28 protein-coding genes are annotated in these 25,305 nt (G+C 46.0%); all 28 read left to right on the top strand.

Features of this window, described 5'->3' with window-relative positions; genetic code table 11:
* The coding region (locus tag IJ369_RS03395) for a FecCD family ABC transporter permease (RefSeq protein ID WP_290716000.1) at positions 1–524 on the top strand (524 nt) is incomplete at its 5' end.
* A gap of 1 nt (position 525) precedes the next feature.
* Positions 526–2,445, top strand: coding sequence for a cobalt-precorrin-5B (C(1))-methyltransferase CbiD (cbiD, locus tag IJ369_RS03390; RefSeq protein WP_290715998.1), 1,920 nt, complete (start codon positions 526–528; stop codon positions 2,443–2,445).
* Between the two features lies 1 nt (position 2,446).
* Positions 2,447–3,205, top strand: a complete 759-nt coding sequence (gene cobM, locus IJ369_RS03385) for a precorrin-4 C(11)-methyltransferase (RefSeq protein WP_290715996.1) — start codon at positions 2,447–2,449, stop codon at positions 3,203–3,205.
* Entirely contained in the window at positions 3,202–4,194 is a 993-nt protein-coding gene (locus IJ369_RS03380; protein ID WP_290715994.1) for a cobalt-precorrin 5A hydrolase, read from the top strand. The genes cobM and IJ369_RS03380 overlap by 4 nt, the downstream gene beginning before the upstream one ends.
* On the top strand, positions 4,187–4,930 hold the full coding sequence (gene cobJ / locus IJ369_RS03375) for a precorrin-3B C(17)-methyltransferase (RefSeq protein WP_290715992.1): 744 nt from the start codon (positions 4,187–4,189) through the stop codon (positions 4,928–4,930). The genes IJ369_RS03380 and cobJ overlap by 8 nt, the downstream gene beginning before the upstream one ends.
* Positions 4,918–5,661: a precorrin-6A reductase gene (gene cobK / locus IJ369_RS03370; RefSeq protein ID WP_290715990.1), complete on the top strand. Its 744-nt coding sequence runs from the start codon at positions 4,918–4,920 to the stop codon at positions 5,659–5,661. Before cobJ ends, cobK begins: the two co-directional genes overlap by 13 nt.
* The gene (cbiE, locus tag IJ369_RS03365; protein WP_290715987.1) at positions 5,652–6,848 is read left to right on the top strand and encodes a precorrin-6y C5,15-methyltransferase (decarboxylating) subunit CbiE; all 1,197 of its coding nucleotides are present in this window, start codon (positions 5,652–5,654) and stop codon (positions 6,846–6,848) included. Before cobK ends, cbiE begins: the two co-directional genes overlap by 10 nt.
* On the top strand, positions 6,841–8,211 hold the full coding sequence (locus tag IJ369_RS03360; RefSeq protein ID WP_290715984.1) for a cobyrinate a,c-diamide synthase: 1,371 nt from the start codon (positions 6,841–6,843) through the stop codon (positions 8,209–8,211). Before cbiE ends, IJ369_RS03360 begins: the two co-directional genes overlap by 8 nt.
* Positions 8,198–9,274: a nicotinate-nucleotide--dimethylbenzimidazole phosphoribosyltransferase gene (cobT, locus tag IJ369_RS03355; RefSeq protein ID WP_290715981.1), complete on the top strand. Its 1,077-nt coding sequence runs from the start codon at positions 8,198–8,200 to the stop codon at positions 9,272–9,274. Before IJ369_RS03360 ends, cobT begins: the two co-directional genes overlap by 14 nt.
* A gap of 2 nt (positions 9,275–9,276) precedes the next feature.
* A complete protein-coding gene (locus IJ369_RS03350; RefSeq protein ID WP_290715979.1) occupies positions 9,277–9,804 on the top strand; it encodes a bifunctional adenosylcobinamide kinase/adenosylcobinamide-phosphate guanylyltransferase in 528 nt (175 codons plus the stop codon).
* Positions 9,801–10,580 (top strand): adenosylcobinamide-GDP ribazoletransferase, encoded by a 780-nt coding sequence (locus IJ369_RS03345; RefSeq protein ID WP_330612913.1) that lies wholly within the window; start codon positions 9,801–9,803, stop codon positions 10,578–10,580. The genes IJ369_RS03350 and IJ369_RS03345 overlap by 4 nt, the downstream gene beginning before the upstream one ends.
* Positions 10,577–10,906, top strand: coding sequence for a bifunctional adenosylcobinamide kinase/adenosylcobinamide-phosphate guanylyltransferase (locus IJ369_RS03340; protein WP_290715976.1), 330 nt, complete (start codon positions 10,577–10,579; stop codon positions 10,904–10,906). Before IJ369_RS03345 ends, IJ369_RS03340 begins: the two co-directional genes overlap by 4 nt.
* Before the next feature lies 1 nt (position 10,907).
* Complete coding sequence (locus tag IJ369_RS03335; protein WP_290715975.1) at positions 10,908–11,516, top strand: histidine phosphatase family protein; 609 nt, start codon at positions 10,908–10,910, stop codon at positions 11,514–11,516.
* Complete coding sequence (cbiB, locus tag IJ369_RS03330) at positions 11,513–12,466, top strand: adenosylcobinamide-phosphate synthase CbiB (RefSeq protein ID WP_290715972.1); 954 nt, start codon at positions 11,513–11,515, stop codon at positions 12,464–12,466. Before IJ369_RS03335 ends, cbiB begins: the two co-directional genes overlap by 4 nt.
* A 15-nt stretch (positions 12,467–12,481) precedes the next feature.
* On the top strand, positions 12,482–13,546 hold the full coding sequence (gene cobD, locus IJ369_RS03325) for a threonine-phosphate decarboxylase CobD (protein WP_290715970.1): 1,065 nt from the start codon (positions 12,482–12,484) through the stop codon (positions 13,544–13,546).
* Positions 13,543–15,024, top strand: coding sequence for a cobyric acid synthase (locus IJ369_RS03320; RefSeq protein ID WP_290715968.1), 1,482 nt, complete (start codon positions 13,543–13,545; stop codon positions 15,022–15,024). Before cobD ends, IJ369_RS03320 begins: the two co-directional genes overlap by 4 nt.
* Positions 15,021–15,536: a cob(I)yrinic acid a,c-diamide adenosyltransferase gene (locus IJ369_RS03315; RefSeq protein ID WP_290715965.1), complete on the top strand. Its 516-nt coding sequence runs from the start codon at positions 15,021–15,023 to the stop codon at positions 15,534–15,536. The genes IJ369_RS03320 and IJ369_RS03315 overlap by 4 nt, the downstream gene beginning before the upstream one ends.
* Positions 15,530–16,201 carry a precorrin-8X methylmutase gene (locus tag IJ369_RS03310; RefSeq protein ID WP_334298189.1) on the top strand — a complete coding sequence of 224 codons (672 nt, stop codon included), beginning with the start codon at positions 15,530–15,532 and terminating at the stop codon, positions 16,199–16,201. Before IJ369_RS03315 ends, IJ369_RS03310 begins: the two co-directional genes overlap by 7 nt.
* A 359-nt stretch (positions 16,202–16,560) precedes the next feature.
* Positions 16,561–18,000: an ethanolamine ammonia-lyase reactivating factor EutA gene (gene eutA / locus IJ369_RS03305; protein ID WP_290715960.1), complete on the top strand. Its 1,440-nt coding sequence runs from the start codon at positions 16,561–16,563 to the stop codon at positions 17,998–18,000.
* Positions 18,001–18,036: 36 nt separating this feature from the next.
* Positions 18,037–19,410, top strand: a complete 1,374-nt coding sequence (locus IJ369_RS03300; protein ID WP_290715958.1) for an ethanolamine ammonia-lyase subunit EutB — start codon at positions 18,037–18,039, stop codon at positions 19,408–19,410.
* A gap of 4 nt (positions 19,411–19,414) precedes the next feature.
* A complete protein-coding gene (gene eutC, locus IJ369_RS03295; protein WP_290715956.1) occupies positions 19,415–20,356 on the top strand; it encodes an ethanolamine ammonia-lyase subunit EutC in 942 nt (313 codons plus the stop codon).
* A gap of 9 nt (positions 20,357–20,365) precedes the next feature.
* The gene (gene eutL / locus IJ369_RS03290; RefSeq protein WP_290715953.1) at positions 20,366–21,019 is read left to right on the top strand and encodes an ethanolamine utilization microcompartment protein EutL; all 654 of its coding nucleotides are present in this window, start codon (positions 20,366–20,368) and stop codon (positions 21,017–21,019) included.
* A gap of 8 nt (positions 21,020–21,027) precedes the next feature.
* A complete protein-coding gene (locus IJ369_RS03285) occupies positions 21,028–22,542 on the top strand; it encodes an acetaldehyde dehydrogenase (acetylating) (protein ID WP_442859661.1) in 1,515 nt (504 codons plus the stop codon).
* Between the two features lie 107 nt (positions 22,543–22,649).
* Complete coding sequence (locus tag IJ369_RS03280) at positions 22,650–22,940, top strand: BMC domain-containing protein (protein WP_290715948.1); 291 nt, start codon at positions 22,650–22,652, stop codon at positions 22,938–22,940.
* 61 nt (positions 22,941–23,001) lie between these two features.
* Positions 23,002–23,295 (top strand): ethanolamine utilization microcompartment protein EutM, encoded by a 294-nt coding sequence (eutM, locus tag IJ369_RS03275; RefSeq protein ID WP_290715946.1) that lies wholly within the window; start codon positions 23,002–23,004, stop codon positions 23,293–23,295.
* Positions 23,296–23,323: 28 nt separating this feature from the next.
* A complete protein-coding gene (locus IJ369_RS03270) occupies positions 23,324–24,085 on the top strand; it encodes a hypothetical protein (RefSeq protein WP_290715944.1) in 762 nt (253 codons plus the stop codon).
* 12 nt (positions 24,086–24,097) lie between these two features.
* Complete coding sequence (pduL, locus tag IJ369_RS03265) at positions 24,098–25,012, top strand: phosphate propanoyltransferase (RefSeq protein ID WP_290715941.1); 915 nt, start codon at positions 24,098–24,100, stop codon at positions 25,010–25,012.
* A 16-nt stretch (positions 25,013–25,028) separates the two neighbouring features.
* Positions 25,029–25,304 (top strand): EutN/CcmL family microcompartment protein, encoded by a 276-nt coding sequence (locus IJ369_RS03260; RefSeq protein WP_290715937.1) that lies wholly within the window; start codon positions 25,029–25,031, stop codon positions 25,302–25,304.
* Position 25,305: the final 1 nt, after the last annotated feature.

Below are 25,305 nucleotides of genomic sequence, written 5' to 3'. Positions count from 1 at the left end.
CTGCTATTACGGATATTGTGGTGACCTTTGCCAGCGATGCGGATATCGTCAATCTCCATAACTGGTCTATGGGCAGTTTTTCCGGCATGAACTGGGATAATCTGAAAGGAATGTCTTTGGTGGTTCTGGCTTCAGTTCTGGGGGCATTCCTGATGTCTAAGCCCATTTTTGCCTATCAGCAGGGGGAAGACTATGCAAGAAGTGTTGGTGTGAATACGAAAGCATTCTGTATCTGTCTGATTTTGCTTTCAGGGCTCCTTTCTGCCTGCGTCACAGCCTTTGCAGGCCCTATTTCCTTTGTTGGTATTGCAGTGCCTCATCTGATAAAAAGTCTTTTGGGTACATCGAAACCCATTCTGGTGATTCCCGGTTGTTTTCTGGGCGGTGCGGTGTGCTGTCTGTTCTGTGATTTGATCGCCCGTACGGTTTTTGCGCCGACAGAGGTGAGCATCAGCTCCGTTACGGCGGTATTTGGTGCGCCAGTAGTCATTTATATATTGATGAAACGGCAGAAGGAGCGCTGATATGAAAGAGATGAATATCATTAAAACGAAAAAATTATCAGCGGGTTACCATGGCTATGCGGTGGTGCATGGGGCAGAAATTGAACTGTGTGCCGGAGAAATTCTGACACTGATTGGCCCCAATGGCAGTGGTAAATCCACTTTACTGAAAACCATCGCGGCACAGCTTGCCCCTGTGAACGGGTCGGTTTTTCTGTTGGGAGAATCTATGCAGACCCTTTCCGGGAAGGAAATTGCACAAGAGATGGCATTGGTGCTGACTATGCATCAGAAAACAGATCGTATGACCTGTTGGGATGTGGTTTCCGCAGGGCGGTATCCTTATACGGGCAGACTGGGCATTCTTTCGGAGGTAGATAAACAAAAAGTGACGGAAGCTATGGAACTGGTACATATACTGGAATTGCAGGATGTGGATTTCAATGCCATCAGTGACGGACAAAGACAGAGGGTGCTTCTTGCAAGGGCAATCTGTCAGGAACCGACGATCATCGTGCTGGATGAACCCACCAGTTTTCTGGATATCAAATATAAGCTGGAATTGCTGTCCATTCTGAAACGAATGGCAAAAAAGAAGAACACAGCCATCCTTCTTTCTTTGCACGAATTGGAACTGGCGAAAAAAATCTCTGACAGGGTACTCTGCGTAAAGGATGGGAAAATTGAAAAGAGCGGCCCACCCAAAGATGTACTGACAGAGGAATATATCTGCCAGCTGTATGATCTGGAGCAGGAGGAATACAGAGCATTTTTTTGCAGAGAGGAACAACCAAAGTTCGCTCATTATATTGAAACGGGTGGCAAGCGTCTGCGCTGTGGTTATACCACAGGTACCTGTGCGGCATTGGCAGCAGCGGCTGCAACGGAACTGCTTCTGACAGGAACTGTACCGAAAACAGTACGGCTCATGACGCCGAAGGGCATCCCTGTGGAAGTGGTACCCCAGGAATGTTCTTTGGAAAATGGTGTGGCTCGTTGTGCCGTTATCAAGGATGCAGGGGACGATATTGATGTAACAGCAAATCTGCCTGTTTTTGCGGAAGTAACGAAAATGGCAGAAACAGGCATTGTTATTGATGGCGGTGCAGGTGTCGGCAGGGTGACAAAGGCAGGTCTGGATCAGCCTGTTGGGGCGGCAGCGATCAACCGTGTACCGAGGGAAATGATAAAAACAGCGGTGGAAGCGGTCTGCGAGGTGCTGGAGGAAAAACCAAATCTGAAAGTAACGATTTCTGTTCCTAATGGAGAAGAAATAGCGAAAAAGACCTTTAATCCCAATCTAGGGATCGTCGGCGGTATTTCCATTATCGGAACATCGGGTATCGTAGAACCCATGAGCATACAGGCTCTGATCGAAACGAAAAAAATAGAACTCCATCAGGCGGCATTGACCAATCCCCGTCAGGTGATCCTGACACCGGGGAATTACGGTATGACCTTCCTGCAGGAAAATGCCTTTGCGGGAACGAAAGATGTGCCTGTGGTGGTCTGCTCTAATTTCATCGGGGAACTGCTGGATGCCTGCGGTGCAGAAAAGATGCAGGAGGTACTTCTGGTTGGCCATGTAGGCAAACTGATCAAACTGGCCGGCGGCATCATGAATACCCATAGCAAATGGGGCGACTGCAGAACGGAACTTTTTTGTACCCATGCAGCCATCTGCGGTGCAGACAGGGCATTGTGCGAAAAACTGATGGATGCAGCAACGACGGATGCCTGCATTGAAGTATTGATGGAAAATAAACTTTGGGATGCAGTAAGGGAAAGTCTTCTGAATGCCATTCAGAAGCATCTGGATCGCAGAGCCAATGGAAAATACAGCGTGGGTGCTGTTCTGTTCTCCAATGTGTACGGAGAACTGGGAAGAACCAAAGCGGCAGAAAAATTATTAGGAAATTGGGCACAGAAGGGAGAAAAGTAAAATGGTACATTTTGTGGGAGCAGGCCCCGGTGCGCCTGATTTAATTACAGTACGAGGTGCGGAGTATCTGAAACAGGCAGATGTGGTCATCTATGCCGGCAGTCTGGTGAACCCTGTCCTTCTGGGCATGTGCAGGGAAAACTGTAAAATCTATAACAGTGCGGAAATGACGCTGGAACAGGTCATCGAAGTGATGAAAAACGCAGAAGCGGAAGGAAAAACGACTCTGCGGCTGCATACAGGTGACCCATGTCTGTATGGTGCCATTCGGGAACAGATGGATCTTCTGGATGAATTGGGCATTGCCTATGATGATATCCCCGGCGTTTCCAGTTTCTGCGGTGCAGCAGCGGCTATCCGCGGGGAATATACTCTGCCCGGTGTCAGTCAGAGCGTCATCATTACCCGTATGGCTGGTCGTACCCCTGTGCCGGAAGGGGAAAGATTGTCCAAGCTGGCAGAGCATGGGGCGACGATGGTGCTGTTTTTATCAGCAGGATTATTGGAAGAAGTAGAACAGGAACTGCTGCAAGGGGCCTATACGAAGGAGACTCCTGCAGCGATCGTATATAAGGCAACATGGCCTGAAGAAAAAGTGCTGTACTGTACAGTGGGCACACTGGCGAAAAGTGCGGCGGAAGCAGGCGTTCGAAAAACAGCATTGATTTTAGTGGGGGATTTTCTGCAGAGCAGTTATGAGCGCAGTAAACTCTATGATCCAACCTTTACAACGGAATTTCGAGAGGGGACTTCCAGATGAAACTGGCATATCTTTCCTTTACAGAAAAGGGGACACAGATTGCAAACAAAATAGCGGAGAGTTTCGGTGGCACAGTCGAAAGGTGCAATGTAAATTATAGTCTTTCTGGCTGGACAGAAAAATATTTTCACGAGGCAGATGGGTTGATTTTCGTGGGGGCGGCAGGCATTGCCGTTCGTGCTATTGCTCCTTTTCTGAAAAGCAAGGTAACAGATCCTGCGGTCATTGTGGTGGATGAGTGCGGAAAATATGCCATTCCTATCCTTGCGGGACATTTAGGCGGCGGAAATGATCTGGCGAGAAAAATCGGAACAGTTTGCGGTGCTTTGCCTGTCATCACAACGGCAACAGATATCAATGGTGTGTTTGCCGTAGATGAGTGGGCGAAACGACAGAATTGTCATTTGGATCATATCCATAAAATCAAGACTGTTTCGGGAAAATTGCTGGCTGGGAAAGAAATTCGCATCAGAAGCGAATGGGAAATTACAGGAGAACCCCCTGAATATGTGATTTTTGTGGATGACGAGATATATGATGTTTGCCTGAGCATTTCCCCAAAAAAAGAAGATGCGCTGCATCTCATTCCGAGAATTGCCGTTTTGGGCATTGGCTGCAGAAAAGGTACGCCTATGGAGAATATCGAGGAAACTTTTGTCGCTTTTTTGGAACAGGCAGATATCCATGAGAAATCCATTTGTATGGTTGCCAGCATTGATTTGAAAAAAGAGGAAACGGGCTTACTGAAATTCTGTGAAAATCATGGATTTCCCTTTGTTACCTATACGGTGGAAGAACTGCAGCAGGCAGAAGGGGACTTTACACCCTCTGCCTTTGTGAAAAGCATTACAGGTGTAGATAATGTATGTGAAAGAAGTGCCGTTTTGGGCGGCGGCGTATTATATCAGAAAAAATTTGTGGGCAACGGCGTGACCATGGCATTGGCATTGCGTCCTTTTCAGCCGAACTGGAGGTGGCAGGATGAATAAAGTATTTATCGTGGGGATCGGTCCCGGCGGTGTGGAATATATGACAGCGGAAGCCATGCAGGCGATGGCGCAGGCGGACGTGTTGTGCGGATATACAGTTTATATTGAATTAGTAAGAGAACTGTTCGCAGAAAAAGAAACCTATACCACACCCATGATGCAGGAAAAGGAACGATGTCTCTGGGCTCTGGAAAGGGCACAGGCTGGAAAGACTGTCGCTATGATTTGCAGCGGTGACGCAGGGGTATATGGTATGGCTGGTCTGGTGCTGCAGTTGGTGGAGGATTACCCTGATGTAGAGATCGAAGTGGTCGCAGGGGTAACGGCGGCATTGTCTGGCGGTGCATTATTAGGTGCGCCTTTAGGGCATGATTTTTGCGTCGTTTCCCTGTCCGATCTGCTAACACCCTGGGAAATGATTGAAAAACGCCTGCGTTGTGCGGCGGAGGGGGATTTTGCAGTTTGTCTTTATAACCCTTCTTCTAAAAAGCGTGCGGATTATCTGAAAAAAGCCTGTGACATTTTGCTTTCGGCTGGGAAATCTCCCGAAACTGTCTGTGGCTGGACAAGAAATATTGGCAGGGAGGGGCAGAAGAAAAAACTCCTTTCTCTGCAGGAATTGAGGGAAGAGACGGTAGATATGTTTACCACAGTATTTATTGGGGCGGAAAGTACGAAAAATCTTTCTGGCTGGATGGTAACACCACGGGGGTATGAGAGAAAATGCAGATCCTGATTTTTGGAGGAACCACAGAGGGCAGAAATCTTTCCTATGCTTTGGCGGAAAAAGGGGCTGAGATAACAGTTTGCGTTGCAACAGCCTATGGTACGGAAGAGCAGGGAGAGCTTGAAAACATTACTGTTCTGGAGGGTAGAAAGGATATTTTTCAGATTAAGGAACTTCTGCGTAAACAGGATATCTGCATTGATGCAACACACCCTTATGCGGTAGAAGTGACGAAAAACATAAAGGCTGCCTGTGAAGGTGCGGGTATTCCTTACCTTCGCCTTCTGAGAGAAGAAAGCGATGCTGTGGCAGGTGCGGTTTATGTTTTTTCTGCATTACAGGCGGCGGAATTTCTGAAGGATACAGAGGGAAACATCCTTCTGACAACAGGAACGAAGGAACTGTCTGCGTTTGCCTCTCTGGAACGGGAGCGGCTCTATCCGAGGATTCTGCCTATGGCGGAAAACCTGACAGTCTGCGAAACGGAGCAGATTCCCAGAAGGAATATCATTGCCATGCAGGGGCCTTTCGGTCAGGAACTGAATGAAGCCCTGATGGGACAATTCAACATAAATTATATGGTAACGAAAGATGGGGGAAAAGTCGGTGGCTTTTCTGAGAAAATAGAAGCGGCAAAAAACAAAGGCGTGCAGGTGGTCATTATCCGCCGTCCGGAAGAAGACGGAAAATCCTATGAGGAAATTATTGAGGTGTGTGAGGAGATGATGAGATGCAGGTGATTTTAACAGCTTTAGGCGGCGGGACAGTAGAAACCATAACAGCAGAATGTATGTCTGCGCTGCAGCAGGCGGATCTCATCATTGGTGCGAAGCGCCTGCTGGAACATCTGCCGGAAAGCTGCACGGGAAATCGAAAAGCTGCAGTGAAGGCGGAAGAAATTCTGGAAATTATTAAAGACAGCGGTGTGGAGTATGTTTGTGTGATTTTTAGCGGGGACACAGGTTTTTATTCCGGTACGAAAAAACTTTTGACGATGTTAGATGGTTTTTCCGTGAAAGTATTGCCTGGCATTTCCAGTGTGCAGCTCCTGGCAGCAAGATTGGGCAGGCCCTGGCAGGAATGGCATCTGGTTTCTGCCCATGGGGTGGATTGCAATGCCATCCATGCAGTAATGGAAGGGAAAGAAGCCTTCTTCCTGACGGGAGGCACATGGACACCTGCGGCCATTTGCAGACAGCTGACGGAAGCGGGGCTGGGTGGTTTGCAGGTGATCGTGGGTGAAAATCTTTCCTATCCTGATGAAAAAATTACATGCGGTACAGCAGAAGCATTGGCAAAGAAAGAATTTGCAACACTTTCCGTGCTTTTAACAGAAAAAATCCCGGAAAGAAAGGTTCGTGGTGCAGGATTGCCCGATGATATGTTCATTCGCGGCAATGTGCCTATGACGAAGCGGGAAGTGCGTGCGAATATTCTGGCGAAACTGGCAGTGCAGCCGGAAGATATCATCTGGGATGTTGGTGCAGGGACAGGCAGTGTCAGTGTGGAACTGGCGTTGGCAGCATCCAGAGGATGGGTCTATGCAGTGGAATATAATCCGGAAGGCTGTGACCTGATCCAGAAAAACAAAGAAAAAATCGGTGCGTGGAATCTTTCTGTAATAGAAGGTAAAGCGCCTCAAGCGTTGATAGACCTGCCCATACCACAGGCAGTATTTATCGGCGGCACAAAAGGGGAAATGGATACAGTCATCAAACTGGCGCTGGAGAAAAATCCTGCAGTCCGTATCTGCATTTCTGCTATTGCTGTGGAAACCCTGACAGCGGCAGTGGAAACGCTGAAAAAATACGGCATGGAGCCTTATGTGACACAGATCAGCGTCAGCAAGACAAAGGCGATAGGTGATCTGCATCTTCTGATGGCAAATAATCCCGTATTTCTCATCACAGGAGGCTGCCATGAATAAATTACTCATTACAGCGGCGGCTTCCGGCAGCGGCAAAACGGCGGTGACCTGTGCCCTATTGGCAGCACTGCAGAAAAGAGGAAAGAAGGTATGTGCCTTCAAGTGCGGACCTGATTATATCGACCCCATGTTCCATCGTTCCGTTCTGGGGGTGGAAAGCCATAATCTGGATCTGTTTCTTTCTACTGAGGAAGCGGTGCGGAATCTGTTTGAAACGTACAGTGCAGGAAAGGATGCGATGATCGTAGAAGGCGTTATGGGATATTATGATGGTCTGGGCGGCTTGACGGATCGTGCCAGCGCCTATCATGTGGCAGATACACTCCATTTACCTGTTCTTCTGGTGCTTCGTCCAAAAGGGACAAGCCTGACACTGGCGGCACAGGTGAAAGGTCTTTGTGACTTCCGTGTGCCTCATCATATTGCAGGAATTTTGATGAATGACTGTTCTCCTATGCTGTATCAGAGCCTTGCACCTATGCTGGAAAAGGAAACAGGATTGCCTGTATTTGGCTATTTGCCTCATATGGAGGAAGCGGCCTTTGAAAGCCGCCATTTAGGTTTATATACAGCGGCGGAGATTGATGATCTGGCTGCGAGAATCGAAAAACTGGCAGAGCAGATGGAAAAAAGTGTGGATCTGGAAAAACTTCTGTATGTCTGTCAGTTTGAAGAAAATATTTTGGAAAATAGAGCGGAAGAAAAGAGAGAAAGTTATGTTCGTCTGGCGGTGGCAAAAGACGAAGCATTCTGTTTTTTATACGAGGAAACACTGGATATACTGCAAAAAGCAGGAGTAGAAATCGTATATTTCAGCCCTTTGCATGACAATTGCTTGCCGAAGAATATAGATGGTTTATATCTGCCAGGTGGTTATCCCGAATTGTATGCGAAAAGGTTATCTGAGAATGAAGTGATGCGAAATACTATCCGAACTGCAGTAGAAAATGGACTGCCAACGGTAGCGGAATGCGGCGGTTTTCTGTATCTGTGTCAGACTTTGCAGGACGCAGAGGGGGTATTTCATCGCATGGCAGGCGTTCTGCCTGTGAATGGTGTGAAAACGGAAAAACTGGTGCGGTTTGGCTACGCGGAATTGAGAGCGAATGCAGACAGTATGCTGTTTCGAACGGGCGAAACTGTCCCTATCCACGAATTCCATTATTGGGACACCACGGAAAAAGGAGAAGCATTCACGATGGTAAAGCCCATCAGCGGACGCAGCTGGCAGTGCGGTTTTGCCAATGAAACTTTATATGCAGGGTTCCCCCATCTATATTTTGCGGGGAATGAGAAACTGGTGCAGCGTTTCGTTGCAGCTATGGAAAAACGAAGAAAAGAGAATAATCATGAATCATTATGAAGCCCTCATCAAGGAAAATCTGAATAGTATTCCCCCTGCTTCGGAAACGGCTGGAAAACAGGCGCAGGCAAGATGGGAAAACTGTGCCCATCCTCTGGGCAGTCTGGGACATCTGGAAACAGTCATTACGGAAATAGCTGCACTGACAGGAAAGGCAGAATTTGATCTTTCTAAAAAGGCACTGCTGGTGTTCTGTGCTGATAACGGCGTAGTGGCACAAGGGGTCAGCCAGAGCGACAGCAGTGTGACCACCAATATCCTGTGTGGATTGGCGAAGGGACAGACTGCAGTCTGTAAGATGGCGGAAATTGCCCATTGTAATGTTATTCCTGTGGATATGGGCGTAAAGGATTTCCATGGTATGGATTATGTTCATTCCTGCAGAGTGGGTAATGGTACAGCAGATTTTACCGAAGGTGCGGCCATGACAAGGGAACAGGCGGCACAGGCTATTTTTGTAGGTATGGAACTGGTGCGAATGCAAAAGGGAAAAGGGATTTCTCTTCTGGCAACGGGAGAGGCAGGTATCGGAAATACCACAACAGCTACAGCAGTTGCCTGTGTGCTTCTGGAAAAAGAGCCCTCAGAGCTGGCAGGCAGAGGAGCTGGGCTTTCCGATAAAGGGCTGAAAAGAAAAATCAGCGCCATTGAAAAAGGGATTTTGCAAAATTATCCTGACAGAAACGATCCTCTGGATGTACTGACAAAGGTAGGCGGTTTCGATCTTGCCGCTATGTGCGGTGTATTTCTGGGTGGTGCGGTTTATGGTGTGCCTGTGCTGATGGATGGGTTCATCAGTTCTGTGGCAGCATTGTGCGCAGTACGGCTTTGCCCTCTGGCCAAACAGGCAATCTTTGCCAGCCATGTTTCTGCAGAGCCTGCAGGCGAACTTCTGCTGAAGGAACTGGGCAAACTGCCCCTTCTCACCGCTGGGATGAGGCTGGGAGAGGGCACAGGAGCGGTGGCGGCCATGCCTTTGCTGGATATGGCACTTGCGGTATATCGGGATAGTTATACCTTTTCGGAATGCGGCATTGATGCCTATACACCACAGGAGGGATGATGATGTTTACTTTGGTGATTGGCGGTGCGGCATCAGGCAAAAGTGCCTATGCGGAAGAATTGATATTGAAATACCGCGAGAAACGCCGTACTTATATTGCGACTATGGAGCCCTTTGACGATGAATGCAGGCAGCGGATCGAAAAACACCGTATACAGCGAAAGGAAAAAGCCTTTGAAACGGTGGAGTGCTTTACGAATCTTTCATCTGTGAAACTGGCAGAAAAAGGTGCAGTCCTGCTGGAATGCATGGGTAATCTGGCAGCCAATGAGAGATACAGCCCTAAGGGGGCAGGAGCGGATGCCTATGATGCTATTCTGGCAGGGGTAGATGCTTTACTGGAACAATGCGATGATCTTGTGATTGTTTCCAATGATGTTTTTGGCGGTGGTGCGCAGTATGAAGGGGATACCCTTGCTTATCTGAAACTTTTGGCAGACATCAATCGGACACTGGCGGCGAAGGCAGATGCAGTCTGTGAAGTGGTCTGCGGTGTACCTGTGTATTACAAAGGAGGCGAACGGGATTGAAATGGGTATTTGAAACCATTGCAGTGGCTTTCGCTATGTTTTCAGCGGTTCCTGTTCCTCAACCTATCTGGAATGAAAAAAATATGCGCTATGCCCTGTGTGCTTTTCCACTGGTGGGCGTGGTTTGCGGAGTGGCTTGGTTTGGATGGTCGGCATTGGCGGAAAAACTGGCATTTCCATTGATTTTTCGGGCGGCGGGTTTCTGTTTGCTTCCTGTATGGCTGACGGGCGGTATCCATCTGGATGGCTATGCCGATACCTGTGATGCGCGTTCCAGTTATGGAGATATGGAAAAAAAGCAGAAAATTCTGAAGGATCCTCATTGTGGGGCCTTTGCAGTGATCCGTCTGTGTATGTATTTTGTGCTGTGGTTTGCTCTATGCTGTAGTTTTCAGCCGGCGGAGAAAGGGCTTCTTTGTATGGGACTGGGATTCGTCCTTTCCAGAGCCTTATCTGGTCTGGCGGTTGCATCCTTCCCTTTGGCAAAGAACACGGGACTGGCTCATACCTTTGCATCGGCAGCGGATAAAAAAAGAGTAAAAGAAATCCTGCTGTTTCTGACGGGATTTCTGATGATCTGGCTGGTGAAATTCGGCGGTTGGAACGGTGCAGCAATGATTTTTGTGGCACTGGCGGTATTTTGGCACTATTATATTGTTTCGAAAAAGGAATTTGGCGGTATTTCCGGCGATCTGGCAGGGTGGTTCCTGCAGCGGGCGGAAATCTGGATGCTGGCGGCACTGGTGATTTGCCAGCTTTTGGAGGCAAAACTATGATTTTTGTGATTGGACCGCTATTTAGCGGAAAAAAAGCCTTTGCCATGGAGAGCCTTGGCTGCGGGGAAGAAGACCTTGCAGAACATGTGCAGGACATGGTATGGGCAGATATGACAGAAGAAAACATGACGACACTGGCGGATAAGCTTTCACAGTACAAAGTTGTGATCGCTACGGAAGTTGGCAGCGGTGTCGTTCCCATAGATGCAGAGGAGAGAGCAAAGCGGGAACTGGCAGGCAGACTGAACTGTTTGCTGGCAGAACGGGCGGAAACCGTTGTCCGTGTTTTCTACGGACTCCCTCTGGTTTTGAAAGGAAGGCTGTAAGATGAAGATTTATCTTTTACGCCATGGAGAAACAGAATATAACATAGATAAACGCTATCAGGGAACGAGAGATATTCCTCTTTCTGAAAAAGGCAGGACTGAACTGCGACAGGCAGATATTTCTCCTGAAATGGTTTATGTTTCCCCTTTGTGTCGTGCGACGGAAACGGCGGAGATTTTATTTCCTGATAGTAAACGGATTGTGGAATATGATCTGCGAGAAATGTGCTTCGGCATTTTTGAAGGAAGAAATTACATAGAAATGGAAAAAGACCCCGACTACCTTGCATGGGTTGGGGAGGACTGCATGGGTCGCTGTCCCGGTGGTGAAACCCGCAGAGAATTTACGGAACGCACCTGTGCCGTATTTGAAAGACTGATGCAGGAAGCCTTTGTGAAGGAGGAGAAGAAACTGGTGATCCTTGCCCATGGCGGTACACAGATGGCACTGATGGAGCAGTATGCCTTGCCCAAAATGGATTACTACCACTGGTGCGGCCCTAATGCAGGGGGATATGTTCTGGAAACAACGAAAGAGGAATGGAGTACTTCTCACACCATGCAGTATGTGGGGAATGTGCAGTACACGAAAAATGAGGTGCAGAAATGATCAAATATGCAGTCTTATTTGGATTTTTACTGGATTTCTTGCTGGGTGATCCTGCATGGATGCCTCATCCTGTGGTCTATATGGGTAAAGCTATTACGAAACTGGAAGCCTTTCTTCGTCCGTGCTTTCCCAAAACGGAAAAAGGTGAATTTATAGCAGGGTGTATCCTTGCGGTGGTACTGCCTGTTGGTTCGCTGGTGTTTTTCGGCGGTGTGTGTTTGATTGCATATCGTATCAACCCTGTGTTTGGTTTTCTCCTGCAGACTTTTTGGTGTTGGCAGGCACTGGCCATGAAAGGTCTGGCTCAGGAAAGCAGGAAGGTTTATCTGGAACTGGAAAAAGAAGATTTACCCGCAGCCAGAAAGGCGGTCTCTCGTATTGTTGGGCGGGATACAGCAGAACTGACGGAAGAAGGCGTGACAAAAGCGGCGGTGGAAACAGTGGCGGAAAACTTTTCTGATGGGGTTCTGGCGCCGTTATATTATATGCTCATCGGTGGTGCACCTCTGGCAATGATCTATAAATCCATCAATACCATGGACAGCATGGTGGGGTATAAAAATGAGAAATATCTTTATTTCGGCAGAATGGCGGCGAAACTGGACGATGCAGCAAATTATCTGCCGTCAAGGATTGCAGCACTGTTCTGGATCTTATCGGCGGCAGTAACGGGCTTTGATGGGAAACATGCATGGAAGATCTGGCGGCGGGATTGCCGAAACCATGCCAGCCCCAATTCTGCCCAGACAGAATCTGCCTGTGCAGGGGCTTTGGGTATTCAGCTGGCAGGTCCTGCTTATTACTTCGGGAAGAAATATGAAAAGCCTTATATCGGGGATGCTCTGCGACCTATGGAGCCAAAGGACATCCTCCGAGCGAACCGCATGCTGTACGGGGCAGGATTTCTTTCTCTGGCTGTCGGCCTGGTGATTCGGACGCTGTTTTTTTGAAATTGAGGTGAAAACATGGAAAAAAAGAAACTCCTTACCCATGGCGGTGACTGGGCGGGGTATCAGGCGGAATATGGCTGTCAGCCTTTGGATTTTTCGGCGAATATCAGCCCTCTGGGACTGCCTGAAAGGATACAGAAAGCCATTACGGAAGCAATTCCCATGGCAGACAGATATCCCGATCCTTTGTGCAGAGAACTGACGGCTGCCATAGCAGAAAAAGAGAATGTTTCCGAAACTTGCTGCCTTTGTGGGAATGGTGCGGCAGACTTGATTTTCCGTGTGGCTGCGGCGGTAAAACCGAAAAAAGCCCTGCTGACAGCCCCTTGTTTTGCGGAGTATGAACAGGCATTAGATACAGTGGGTTGTCAAACAGAACATTACATTCTGCAGTCGGAATGGGATTTTCGTTTGAATGAGGATTTTCTGGAATATATCACGAAGGATACAGATATGGTATTCCTCTGCGAACCCAATAACCCCACAGGGGTAACGACAGACAGGAAGTTCCTTCTGGAAATATTGGAAAAATGCAGAGAAGTCGGTGTCATTCTGGTTCTGGATGAGTGTTTTAATGATTTTCTGGATGAACCGCAGGAGCATACTTTGAAAATGGAGCTGGCAGAGTATCCAAATCTGTTGATTTTGAAGGCATTTACAAAGATGTATGCCATGGCTGGGATACGACTGGGGTATTGCCTGTGTTCGGATGAAAAATTGCTAGGAAAAATGCGGCAGGCAGGACAGCCTTGGGCGGTTTCTTCCTTGGCGCAGGCAGCAGGTCTGGCAGCGTTAAAGGAAGATGCTTATGTGGAACAGGTCAGAAACCTGATTCAGAAAGAACGATTCTGGCTGAAAGAAGAACTGAGAGGCTTTGGTTTGCGTGTGATCGACGGCGAAGCGAATTATGTTTTATTTCAAAGCAAAAAGGAACTGGTGCAGCCTATGCGTGAAAAGGGGATTCTCCTTCGCAGCTGCGGCAATTATAAAGGGCTGGATGACACATGGTTCCGCATTGCTGTGCGTACTCATGCGGAAAACGAACGACTGATTCTGGCACTGAAGGAGGTGCTTTCATGAAAAAAGCAAAAGCCATTATGATACAGGGGACCATGTCCGGTGCAGGGAAAAGCCTTCTTTGTGCCGCTTTATGTCGTATTTTCAGACAGGATGGCTATAAAGTTGCTCCCTTCAAAAGTCAGAATATGGCCCTGAATAGTTATGTGACAGCCGCTGGACTGGAAATGGGTCGTGCCCAGGTGATGCAGGCACAGGCGGCAGGCATTGAGCCGGATGTACGGATGAACCCTATTTTGCTGAAACCCAGCAGCGATACAGGGAGTCAGGTCATCGTTAATGGGGAAGTCAGAGGGCAGATGTCGGCAGTTTCTTATTTCAAGATGAAGAAATCTCTGATTCCTGACATTCTGGAAGCCTATGATTCTCTTGCAGAGGAAAATGATATTATCGTCATTGAAGGGGCTGGCAGTCCTGCAGAGATCAATCTGAAAGACGATGATATCGTCAATATGGGTCTGGCGAAACTGGTGGATGCACCGGTTTTACTGGCGGGCGATATTGACAGAGGCGGGGTTTTTGCCCAATTGTACGGCACCGTTGCTTTGCTGGAAAAGGAAGAAGTAGACCGCATCAAAGGCCTCATCATCAATAAATTCCGGGGCGATGTTTCTATTCTCAAGCCAGGATTTTCCATGCTGAAGGAAAAGACAAATATCCCTGTTTTGGGTGTCGTGCCCTATCTTCAGGTGGATGTAGATGATGAGGATTCTCTTGCTCCCTGTCTGCTGCAGAAAGAAGGAAAAAAGCCTTTGGATGTGGCGGTGATTCGTCTGCCGAAAATTTCAAACTTTACGGATTTTGCACCTTTGGATGCGCATGTTATTTTGGGAGTGCGTTATGTGAAACAGGTAAGAGAGCTGGGGAAACCAGATCTGATTATCCTGCCTGGCACAAAAAGCACTATGGCAGATCTTTTGTGGATGCGCCAGAATGGTTTGGAGGCCGCGGTGCAGAAACTGGCGACAAAGGGGACTCCTGTACTGGGGGTTTGTGGCGGCTATCAGATGCTTGGCAGAACTCTTTCCGATCCTGATGGTGTGGAAGATGGGGGTGAAGTGCGAGGAATGGCACTTTTGCCGATAGATACTGTATTCGCAGGGGAGAAAATCAGAACAAGAGTATCTGCTGTTGTTGATGCAGAACCATTCTGCGGAGCCAGATTGGAAGGATATGAAATTCATAATGGGCAGACGAAGGTAGAAGGGGAAGCGTTCTGCCATTTTTCTGGCGGAAAAGCTGATGGTTGTGTAAACGGCAATGTTTTTGGCACCTATCTTCATGGTCTCTTTGACAGTGGAGAACTGACGGAAAAACTGGCTCAATGGTTATGTAATAGAAAAGGCATTTCCTATGAACAGGCAGAAGCACTGGATTATAATGCCTATCGGGAAGAACAGTATGATAAACTGGCGGAAGGCGTGCGCGCCACATTGGATATGGATGCGATCTATGCCTGTATGGGGATGGTGAGAAAATGACGGAACTGGGATTGATACATCTTTATTATGGCGACGGGAAAGGGAAAACCACTGCGGCCATGGGGCTTGTTCTGCGGGCAATTCATGCTGGTAAAAAGGTCGTGATCGTGCAGTTTCTGAAAAATAGTGCTACGGGTGAAATTTACCTTCTGGAGCAGCTGGGAGCAAAAGTTTATCGTGGTAAGTGCGGAGATAAATTCCTTTCAGGGATGACGGAAGAAGAAAAGGCTGCTACAAAAAAGATGCAGACGGAAAACCTTCAGGCGGCCGTGAAGGAAGATGCAGATGTACTGATTTTGGATGAAGTCTGTGCGGTCTGGCAGAAAGAAATGATAGACAGAGAACTACTGCAGAAAGCAGTGTTGGAAAAACCTGCGAAGCAGGAGCTGGTATTGACAGGCCGAGTGCCTGCCGAATGGATGATTGGAATGGCAGATTACTGTACGGAAATGAAGTGTCAGAAACACCCCTTTCAGAAGGGGATCAAAGCAAGAAGGGGTGTGGTATTTTGAACCAGAAACATAGTCAGCCTGCGGATATTGAAAAGACCAGTATGGCGATCATTGAAGCAGAACTGCAGGAAAAAGGGATCGTATTGCCTGAAGAAAACGCGGCAGTGGTAAAAAGGGTCATTCATACAACGGCGGATTTTGAATACGTGGAAAATCTGTATTTTTCAAAAGGTGCGGTGAAAATGACAGCAAAAGCTCTAAAAGAAAATGCTGTGATTGTTACAGATACCAATATGGCAAAAGCAGGAATCAGTAAAGTGGCTTTGCAGAAACTGGACGGAGCGGTATATTGTTTTATGGCAGATGACGAGGTGGCTGCAAAAGCAAAAGAAACGGGGAGTACCCGGGCTGCAGCTTCTATGGAAAAATCGGCGGAACTATATCCAGCGGCGGTCTTTGCAGTGGGCAATGCACCTACGGCACTGCTTAAACTGTGTGAATTGATGGAGAACGGTCTGCGCCCTGCATTAGTCATTGGGGTTCCAGTTGGTTTTGTGAATGTAGTGGATAGTAAGGAACGATTGATCGAAATCTGTGAAAAATATAGTGTGCCTGTAATCGTTGCCAGAGGACGTAAGGGGGGGAGTAATATTGCGGCAGCCGTTTGTAATGCCTTGCTTTACACAGCGGCAGACATGCTGGATCCTGTGGCAAGGGGATGGTGAGAGAAAAAACAATAAATAATTAATCTTAGTATGACATTGAATATTTCTGATTGAACTGCAGAGCAACTGATATTATAATAAATTGTGTATGAATACAATCAACTCAAATTTGTTATGAAATAGTAATCGTGGTAAGCAGCAAGAGAAAGAACTTGATAATTGATGAAACCAGAAAAGAGAGCCTTTAAAACTTGGGCAGAGATAGTTGACACAACTGGTTTTATGACTTATACTGATAAATAATAATTAAATATTTCATCGCACAATAGGGTGTGATGTGGCAGCAATAAGGCTCAGAGCAAGAATAATTCTATTCTTGTTCTGGGCTTTTTTTGTCTTTTGGGGAAAGGAGGAGGATCTTGGATAATAAAACTATGTTAAGTGTAGGGATTGATATTGGAACGTCAACTTCTCAGGTAATTTTTAGTGAATTAACGGTTGAAAATACAGCAGGATATTTTTCGGTTCCTTCTATATCTATCATTGATAAAAAAGTGGTTTATCAAAGCCCGATTTATCGAACTCCTATGATTGATGCATCTTTAATCGATGGAGATACATTGGAACAAATTGTTGAAAAGGAGTATAACCTCGCTGGCGTGAAGGGCTCGCAGGTAGAAACTGGTGCTGTAATTATAACTGGAGAATCGGCCAGAAAAGAAAATGCCAGAATGGTTTTAGGAAAAATGAGCCATTTTGCAGGAGATTTTGTGGTATCTACTGCAGGCCCGGATCTGGAATCTGTGATTGCAGGTCAAGGAAGTGGTGCGCAGCAATTTTCTGAAGAAAATGGTGCGGTCGTTGTAAATTTGGATATTGGTGGAGGAACAACCAATGTAGTCCTTTTTGACAGCGGAGAGGTCCGTGCCAGAGGTTGTTTGGACATTGGTGGACGCCAAGTGACAATAGATCGATCAGGGAAAATTAATTACATAAGCTCTAGTGCTACTAAAATTGCCAAAGCATTCCGTGCAGACTTAAAAGTTGGTGAGGTCCCTTCTAAAGAAATGCTGGAAAAACTTTGCGATGGGATGAGCCAAATTCTGGAGCAGATGCTTGGATTGGAAGAAGAGACATACCTTTTGAAAGAAGTACGAACAGCCGGTTCGCAGCAGTTTCAGAGAATACCTGATAGACCGATTCAGTATATCTGTTTTTCTGGTGGCGTGGCAGACTGCATTTATCACACAGGTCAAGATAGTTTTGCCTACGGAGATATTGGTGTACTTTTGGGTGAAGCCATTCGACGGGGAAATCTTTTCCATGCTTTTAAAGTGATTGATGCTGCTCAAACGATTCGAGCTACGGTTATTGGCGCTGGGAATTATACAACTACTATTTCTGGAAGCACTATTGCATATTCCGATGGACTATTTCCTATGAAAAATATTCCAGTGTTGAAACTGACTGATAATGAGGAAGAGCAGTGTTGGATTGGTAATAGAAGATTTTTAGAGAATAAGGCAAGATGGTTCCTTTCTCAGAACGATAGTGAACAGATGGTTCTAGCATTAGAGGGTCGGTCGAATCCAGATTATCAGGAGCTAAAACTTTTGGCAGAAACCTTGATAGAAGGGATGGAACCTGTTCTTCGAGAAAAAGATCCACTGATTATCATTGTAAAAGAAGATATCGCTAAGGCGCTGGGACAATTGATGAAGCAGCAGCTGCGGGGTAGACGACCAGTGGTTTCTGTGGATGCGATAAAGGTTCAACAGAATAATTTTGTTGATTTTGGACGTCCAATTATGAATGGTCTTGTGATACCAGTCATTGTAAAAACGCTGATTTTTGGCTAAAAGATGTGAAACGAATGCAGTAAGTAGGAGGGATATATGAAATACAGTACAATTTTATCCGGACAACATTTTGTCTTTGATTCCGTTAAAGAGGTTTTAGCGAAAGCAGGGGAGCATAAGTCTGGTGATATTCTTGCTGGGGTAGCAGCGAAGTCAGATATTGAACGAATTGCAGCGAAAGATGTTTTGGCAGGAATGACACTGAAAGAACTTTATGAAAACCCTGTTGTCTCTTATGAAGAAGATGAAGTAACTAGACTGAATGTTGATGGTCTAAATCAAAAAATCTATCAGGAAATTCAGAACTGGACAGTGAGTGAATTAAGAGAATGGCTTCTTTCCTATAAGGCAGATAATGCCAGTATTCACCGCATTTCCAAAGGACTGACAGCAGAAATGATTGCAGCGGTTTGCAAACTCATGACAAACCTCGACCTGATATATGTGTCTCAGAAAATCAGGGTCATTGCTACCTGTAATACGACTGTAGGTGAAAGAGGCATTATGGGCACCAGACTTCAGCCTAATCACCCTACAGATAATGTGGAGGGGATCACAGCATCTTTGTTTGAAGGTCTTTCTTATGGTTGCGGGGATGTACTTATCGGGCTGAACCCGGTAAATGATACCGTTTCCAGCTTAAGCGAGGTTTTGAAGAGATTTGATGAAGTAAAAAATACTTTTGAAATTCCTACGCAGATTTGTGTCTTAGGACATATTAATGACCAGATTGAGGCAGTAAAACGTGGTGCTCCCTGTGACATGATCTTCCAGTCGATTGCAGGTAGCGAAAAAGGTAACAGAGCATTTGGTTTTTCGGCAGAAACAGTAAGAGAGGCGCAGGAACTTTTGCGCACACAGGGAACTGCAGCAGGGCCTAATGTACTTTATTTTGAAACAGGGCAGGGGAGCGAATTATCTTCAGACGCCCACTGGGGAGCCGATCAGGTTACGATGGAAGCAAGATGCTATGCGTTTGCCCGTCCTTTTCAGCCATTTATGGTTAATACAGTAGTTGGCTTTATTGGTCCAGAATACCTGTATGATTCCAAGCAAGTGACGCGAGCAGGTCTGGAAGATCATTTCATGGCGAAATTGTCGGGGCTGCCTATGGGGTGTGACTGCTGTTATACCAATCACATGATGGCTGATCAGAATGATATTGAAAATTTGGCGCTTCTTTTGGGGAGTGCTGGTATCAATTACATTTTGGGGGTACCTTCAAGCGACGATATCATGCTGAACTATCAGACCAATGCATATCACGACATCAATGCAGTTCGTGAGATCTTGGGTCTCCGTCCTATTCCCGCTTTTGAGCGTTGGCTTGAAAAAATGGGGATCATGGAAAATGGCAGACTGACCAGCAGAGCCGGAGATCCTACAATTTTTATGAAGAAAGGACGGTGATGATATGCTTGGTAAGGCGGAAATCGACCGTATCGCTGAAGAAATTATTGTTCAGATGCAGCAAAAACAAGATGGGAAAAATTTTGATTTTGAGATGAGCTCTAAAGTTGCAGTAGGAGGCTCTGGGATAAAAGGAAGCAGAAAAACGGATTGTGCGGTAGAGGTGATAAAGAAAAATATCGATGCCGCAGATCTTCAATCCGCAGAGGAAAAAGATAATAACGAACCTCTGTTGGAAAAACCTGAAGATCCAGATGCCTTGCGTCGTATGATGACGAAAACGATCGCCCGAATTGGGGTGGGTAAATCTGGTCCTAGGTTAAAAACCAAGACTATGCTTGCCTTGCGTGCGGATCATGCAGCTGCTAGGGATGCAGTTATGATGGACGTATCCGAAGAACTGGTGGCACAGCTTGGGCTGCTGCCATTGGTAACAAAATGCTCTGATAAGAACGAATTTCTTACAAGACCTGATTTGGGAAGAGATTTCAGTGATGATATGAAAAAAAATATCGTTGAAAAATGCAAACCTCATCCTGATGTGCAGATTATTGTAAGTGATGGCCTTTCTTCCACAGCCATTGAAGCAAATGCAGCCCGTATTCTTCCGGTTGTGATGGATGGCTTGCAGGAAAAAGGCATTACAGTAGGGACGCCGGTGTTTGTAAAGTTTGGCAGAGTTGGCGCGCAGGATCGTATATCTGAGCTTTTGGATGCAAAAATCGTATGCTCTTTTATCGGTGAGCGTCCCGGTCTGGCTACAGCAGAAAGCATGAGTGCATATATCACTTATCGCGCGGAAGTCGGCATGCCGGAAGCAAGGCGTACAGTGGTATCCAACATCCATAAAAATGGCGTGCCGGCAGTTGAAGCGGGTGCATATATTGTGGATCTTTTGCAGCTTATGTTAGAGCAGAAGGCGAGTGGGCTGGATTTGAAAAAATAGGAGGCGGGTATGATCGGAAAACCGTTAAATACACAAGTGCTCAGTGTTCGTATTATTCCTAATGCAGACAGTATGCTGCTAAAGCATTTGGGTGTTCAGGAAGGGGATCGCAGTCTTGGAGTATTTACAACAGATTGTGATGATGTTTCCTATACAGCTTTGGATGAAGCGACAAAAAAGGCGAATGTTTCTGTGGTTTATGCTAAGAGCATGTACGCAGGATCTGCCAATGCGAATACGGCTTTGGCAGGAGAGTTTATTGGAATTATCGCTGGCCCAAATCCGGAAGAAGTGAGAAGTGGTTTGGAAGCGGCAATTTCTCTTATAGAAAATGATGCACATTTTTATACCGCAAACGAAGATGAAACAGTAGTTTATTATGCCCATTGCATATCTCGAACTGGTTCCTACTTATCAGAACAGGCGAAGGTAGAAGAAGGGACGGCTATGGTATATCTGATTGCACCACCTTTGGAAGCGACCGTAGGTTTGGATGCGGCGCTAAAAGCAGCAGACGTTGAATTGAAGGTTTATTATGGACCTCCAACAGAAACAAATTTCTCCGGAGGGCTTCTTGTGGGAAGCCAAGCTGCTTGTAAGGCTGCTTGCGAAGCATTTGGAGAAACAGTTTGTCAGATTGCTGGCAATCCTATGGCGTATTAATAAAGACAATGCAAAGAAAGGACGTGAATATATTGACATTGGATCGTGATTTGCAATCCATTCAGGAAGTGAGAAATCTGGTGGCGAGTGCTAAGAAAGCTGAACAGGAACTGAGCACATTTACTCAGGAAAAACTGGATGCCATCTGCCAGGCAATCGCGGATGCTTGTATGAAGCATGGAGAAAGACTGGCAAAAATGGCTGCTCAGGAAACTGGTTTTGGGCGATGGGAAGATAAGGTGCTCAAAAATAAACTGGGAAGCCAGATTACCTGGGATTATGTAAAAGATATGAAAACAGTAGGTTTGTTAAGAGAAGATAAGGAAAAGGGGATTATGGAAATTGGTGTCCCCATGGGTGTAGTGGCTGCGTTGATTCCTTCCACAAACCCTACATCCACTACGATGTACAAAAGTATCATTTCCATCAAAGCAGGTAATTCCATTGTAATTAGCCCACATCCCGGTGCTAAAAATAGCATTTTGGAAACATACAAAGTAATTAAAGAAGCTGCTGAAGCCGCAGGTGCTCCTGAAGGGACAGTAAACTGCGTTAGCCTTACTACAGTTCAGGCTACAGATACTCTTTTAAAACATCCTGATGTAAGCATCATTCTGGCTACAGGCGGCGAAGCGATGGTAAAAGCTGCTTATTCGTCTGGTAATCCTGCGTTAGGCGTAGGCCCGGGTAATGGTCCTTCTTACATTGAACGCACAGCGGATATTCCTGCAGCAGTTCGTCGTATTATGGCATCTAAAACTTTTGACAATGGTACAATTTGTGCTTCTGAGCAGTCTATCGTTACAGAAAAAGAAATTGCAGATAAGGTGGAAGCTGAATTAAAGAATCAGGGCGGTTATTTTCTGACGGATCAGCAGTCTGAGCAGCTGTCCAGTTTCCTGCTTCGTGCAAATGGCACAATGAATCCCAAAGTCGTAGGTAAAACAGCAGAAAACATTGCTGCAATGGCTGGTATTACTATTCCATATGGAACAAAACTGCTGATTTCAAGACAGTATGCAGCGAATGTGAATAAGAAAAATCCTTATTCCAGAGAAAAACTGTGCCCTATCATTGCATTTTACGTAGTAGATGGTTGGGAAGAAGCATGTGATCTTTCTATTCGTATCCTTAAAAATGAAGGTGCTGGCCACACAATGACACTGCATACTCAGAATAAAGATGTCGTTAGAGAGTTTGCGCTGAAAAAACCTATTTCCAGAATTTTGGTAAACACTCCGGGTGCTCTGGGTGGTGTTGGTGCTACTACAGGAATTGCCCCTGCATTGACTTTAGGCTGTGGTGCAGTAGGTGGCAGTGCGACTTCCGATAATGTTACACCAATGAATCTGATCAATATTCGCCGAGTGGCATATGGTCTGTGTGAAATGGAAGATTTACGTGGTGAAACAGTAACAGAATGTGCAGACGCTTGTTGTGAAGTAAAAGAAGATCTTAGCGAGGCAGATATCGAAGCTATCACAAAAGCGGTGATTGCAAAGCTTCGTGCAAAGAGCAATTGATTTAATATCAGAATCATAAGTTATGTGCATCTGTTTTTGGACAATGGATGTATCTATAGGATAAACAGACAATATTTCTATGATAAAAATATTAGGAGGAAAAGATTATGGCAAACTTACAGGCACTTGGTATGGTAGAAACAAAAGGTTTGGTTGGCTCTATTGAAGCGGCGGACGCAATGGTAAAAGCAGCAAACGTTACACTGATTGGCAAAGAACATGTTGGCGGCGGTCTGGTAACAGTTATGGTACGCGGCGACGTTGGCGCTGTAAAGGCAGCAACAGATGCAGGCGCAGCAGCGGCAGGTGCAGTTGGTGAACTGGTATCTGTACATGTAATCCCTCGCCCTCATGTTGAGGTAGAATCTATTCTGCCTAAACTGAACGTAAAGAAGTAATGTGAGGAAAAATAAGAAAATTAGAAGAGTAAAAAATGGTCAAATGAAGGAGGTCATATATATGGCAGCACTGCAGGCACTTGGTATGGTAGAAACAAAAGGTTTGGTAGGTTCCATTGAGGCAGCGGATGCAATGGTAAAAGCAGCAGACGTTGTTCTGATCGGTAAAGAACATGTAGGTGGCGGTCTGGTAACAGTTATGGTACGTGGCGACGTAGGTGCTGTGAAAGCAGCAACAGATGCAGGCGCAGCGGCAGCAGGTCGTGTAGGCGAACTGGTATCTGTACATGTAATCCCTCGCCCCCACGGCGAAGTAGAATCTATTTTGCCCAACATTGTTAAAGGTGCAGAATAATAAGATTGTAAGATAGAAGGAATAAGATATGAAAGTATTGACAGAGGCTGATTTGAGGACATTAAAAATTTCAGAAGCCCATGGAGAATTTCACGTGGAAGAAGGGACCTTTGTGACGCCTTTGGCAAAGGAGTTTTTACGTGACAGAAAGGTAAACCTTGTGGTTGACCATCGTAACGTAGTTGTAGAAGGCTCTCAGAAAAAACGTGCTTATCAGACGATGACTTATACTCCTATTCGTGAGGCAGGGAAACATACTTATATTGATGCAATTACAGGAGAGGGATATCAGGAAAAGCCTGAGGATATGACTCATCTTTATGGCAATCGGTTGATTCCCAAAACCCATCCTCGCATTGCATTAAGAGGTAAGTTGGATAGCCTGGAGGCGCAGGTGCTTTTGATGCAGGTCAAATTCCAAGAAGAAAAGAAATTGTGCAAGGATTTAGATAGTGTACTTTTCTATTTGCAGGTCATTCTTGGAGCAGAAGTGAAAAATGAGGCTTTAGACGAAGTCTTACTTTTTGGATTGAATCATGAAGAATTACGACATGTGTCCCATAACGTGCGTGAAGAATTTGGCATGAATCATCCTATACCAAATCCCTCAATGGGTGCTGTTGCTATGGAGTTAAACTTTTTACGTACTCAGGTACGAGAGGCAGAACTTTGTGCAGCACATGCATTTGAAAGGGGGGATGAGCTGAATATCATTCAGCATTTAAATCGATTAAGTAGTGGTATTTATATACTTTTTTGTCGGATTCTCTCCGGCTATTATGAAAGATAGAAGGGAAGCAACATGAATAAACAACAAATTGAGGAAATCATTTTCCGCGTCCTTTCTCAATATGGAGAGGAGGAAATGCAGGAATTGCCTCTGGAATTTCCGGTGGAAGTTTCTGCCAGACATGTACATCTGACAGAAGAGGCTGTAGAACAGCTTTTTGGTACGGGGGCTAAGCTTACACCAAAGCGTCCATTATCTCAGCCAGGGCAGTTTTTGAGCGAAGAGAGAGTTACTCTGGTAACTTCCAAGGGGCGAATTGAAAATGTAGCGGTTTTGGGTCCGGCACGTTCGGCAATACAGACAGAATTATCCCTTACAGATTGTCGAGCATTAGGGCTTCAGGCACCTTTACGCATGTCCGGTGATCTGGAGGGAGCGGCAGATGTATATATTTTTGGACCTAAAGGGGTAGTCTTTGCAAAAGAAAGTGTTATTATTGCTCAGGCGCATATTCATATCACTCCGGCAGATGCAGAAAAAATTGGTATCGTAAACGGACAGAAGGTTTCTGTGGATTTACCAGGAGAACGGTCTATGGTAATGGATGATGTTATTTGTCGTGTTAGTGAAGAAGCGGGACTTGCTATGCATATTGACTTCGATGAAGCCAATGGTTGTATGTTGAAAAAAAATGCTATGGCAAAAATGCGAGTATCAAGGAAAGTGCATAGCCCCAAAGAAGCTGTGCAGGAGAATGTAACAAAGGGTGCTAAGCCTTGTACCACAGATGGCAATGGGGCTAGCAGGATTGCTACAGGGACAAGTAAAGATTCTGTGAAAGAATTTGATGGAAAGTTGATTACAGAAGCCATTGCGCGGCAGATGATAGCAGAAAAAGTAACTCAAATTGCAATGAAAAAAGGGATCATTATAACGCCGGCAGCGAAGGATGTTCTGCGTCAGGCGGGGGTAAAACTATTATGGTAGAAATGGAGGTAAGCCCATGTTAATTGGCTTGGTAGTTGGGCATGTCTGGGCCACTAAAAAAGAACCGGCTCTAAATGGACATAAACTGATGATCGTACAAGAAATTTTGACAGATGAAAAAAAGGGCTCTACCTTTGTTGCAGCCGATTCAGTAGGGGCCGGAATCGGCGAAAAAGTGCTGGTGGTTACGGGTAGTACAGCGCGCCGCGCAGCCGGTTCCGATGAGAGCCCTATCGACAGTGCCATCGTAGGTATTATTGACTCTTTAGAAATTGTAAAGGATGGTGAGTAAT

Origin of the sequence: Anaerotignum sp. (genome assembly GCF_017483025.1) — a bacterium.
Classification (GTDB): Bacteria; Bacillota; Clostridia; order Lachnospirales; family Anaerotignaceae; genus Anaerotignum_A.
Note: the sequence above shows the minus strand (reverse complement) of the source record. Positions and strands in the feature narration are given on the sequence as shown.

Excerpts from the sequence above, each read along its gene's own strand:
- eutC (WP_290715956.1), top strand. The coding sequence starts at position 19,415 with ATGCTTGGTAAGGCGGAAATCGACCGTATCGCTGAAGAAATTATTGTT.
- IJ369_RS03380 (WP_290715994.1), top strand. The coding sequence starts at position 3,202 with ATGAAACTGGCATATCTTTCCTTTACAGAAAAGGGGACACAGATTGCA.
- IJ369_RS03260 (WP_290715937.1), top strand. The coding sequence starts at position 25,029 with ATGTTAATTGGCTTGGTAGTTGGGCATGTCTGGGCCACTAAAAAAGAA.
- IJ369_RS03320 (WP_290715968.1), top strand. The coding sequence starts at position 13,543 with ATGAAAAAAGCAAAAGCCATTATGATACAGGGGACCATGTCCGGTGCA.
- IJ369_RS03300 (WP_290715958.1), top strand. The coding sequence starts at position 18,037 with ATGAAATACAGTACAATTTTATCCGGACAACATTTTGTCTTTGATTCC.
- IJ369_RS03315 (WP_290715965.1), top strand. The coding sequence starts at position 15,021 with ATGACGGAACTGGGATTGATACATCTTTATTATGGCGACGGGAAAGGG.
- cbiE (WP_290715987.1), top strand. The coding sequence starts at position 5,652 with ATGCAGGTGATTTTAACAGCTTTAGGCGGCGGGACAGTAGAAACCATA.
- cbiD (WP_290715998.1), top strand. The coding sequence starts at position 526 with ATGAAAGAGATGAATATCATTAAAACGAAAAAATTATCAGCGGGTTAC.
- IJ369_RS03285 (WP_442859661.1), top strand. The coding sequence starts at position 21,028 with ATGCAAAGAAAGGACGTGAATATATTGACATTGGATCGTGATTTGCAA.
- IJ369_RS03270 (WP_290715944.1), top strand. The coding sequence starts at position 23,324 with ATGAAAGTATTGACAGAGGCTGATTTGAGGACATTAAAAATTTCAGAA.
- cbiB (WP_290715972.1), top strand. The coding sequence starts at position 11,513 with ATGATCAAATATGCAGTCTTATTTGGATTTTTACTGGATTTCTTGCTG.
- cobM (WP_290715996.1), top strand. The coding sequence starts at position 2,447 with ATGGTACATTTTGTGGGAGCAGGCCCCGGTGCGCCTGATTTAATTACA.
- pduL (WP_290715941.1), top strand. The coding sequence starts at position 24,098 with ATGAATAAACAACAAATTGAGGAAATCATTTTCCGCGTCCTTTCTCAA.
- IJ369_RS03360 (WP_290715984.1), top strand. The coding sequence starts at position 6,841 with ATGAATAAATTACTCATTACAGCGGCGGCTTCCGGCAGCGGCAAAACG.
- IJ369_RS03340 (WP_290715976.1), top strand. The coding sequence starts at position 10,577 with ATGATTTTTGTGATTGGACCGCTATTTAGCGGAAAAAAAGCCTTTGCC.
- IJ369_RS03280 (WP_290715948.1), top strand. The coding sequence starts at position 22,650 with ATGGCAAACTTACAGGCACTTGGTATGGTAGAAACAAAAGGTTTGGTT.
- eutM (WP_290715946.1), top strand. The coding sequence starts at position 23,002 with ATGGCAGCACTGCAGGCACTTGGTATGGTAGAAACAAAAGGTTTGGTA.
- cobJ (WP_290715992.1), top strand. The coding sequence starts at position 4,187 with ATGAATAAAGTATTTATCGTGGGGATCGGTCCCGGCGGTGTGGAATAT.
- cobT (WP_290715981.1), top strand. The coding sequence starts at position 8,198 with ATGAATCATTATGAAGCCCTCATCAAGGAAAATCTGAATAGTATTCCC.
- cobK (WP_290715990.1), top strand. The coding sequence starts at position 4,918 with ATGCAGATCCTGATTTTTGGAGGAACCACAGAGGGCAGAAATCTTTCC.
- IJ369_RS03350 (WP_290715979.1), top strand. The coding sequence starts at position 9,277 with ATGTTTACTTTGGTGATTGGCGGTGCGGCATCAGGCAAAAGTGCCTAT.
- IJ369_RS03335 (WP_290715975.1), top strand. The coding sequence starts at position 10,908 with ATGAAGATTTATCTTTTACGCCATGGAGAAACAGAATATAACATAGAT.
- cobD (WP_290715970.1), top strand. The coding sequence starts at position 12,482 with ATGGAAAAAAAGAAACTCCTTACCCATGGCGGTGACTGGGCGGGGTAT.
- eutL (WP_290715953.1), top strand. The coding sequence starts at position 20,366 with ATGATCGGAAAACCGTTAAATACACAAGTGCTCAGTGTTCGTATTATT.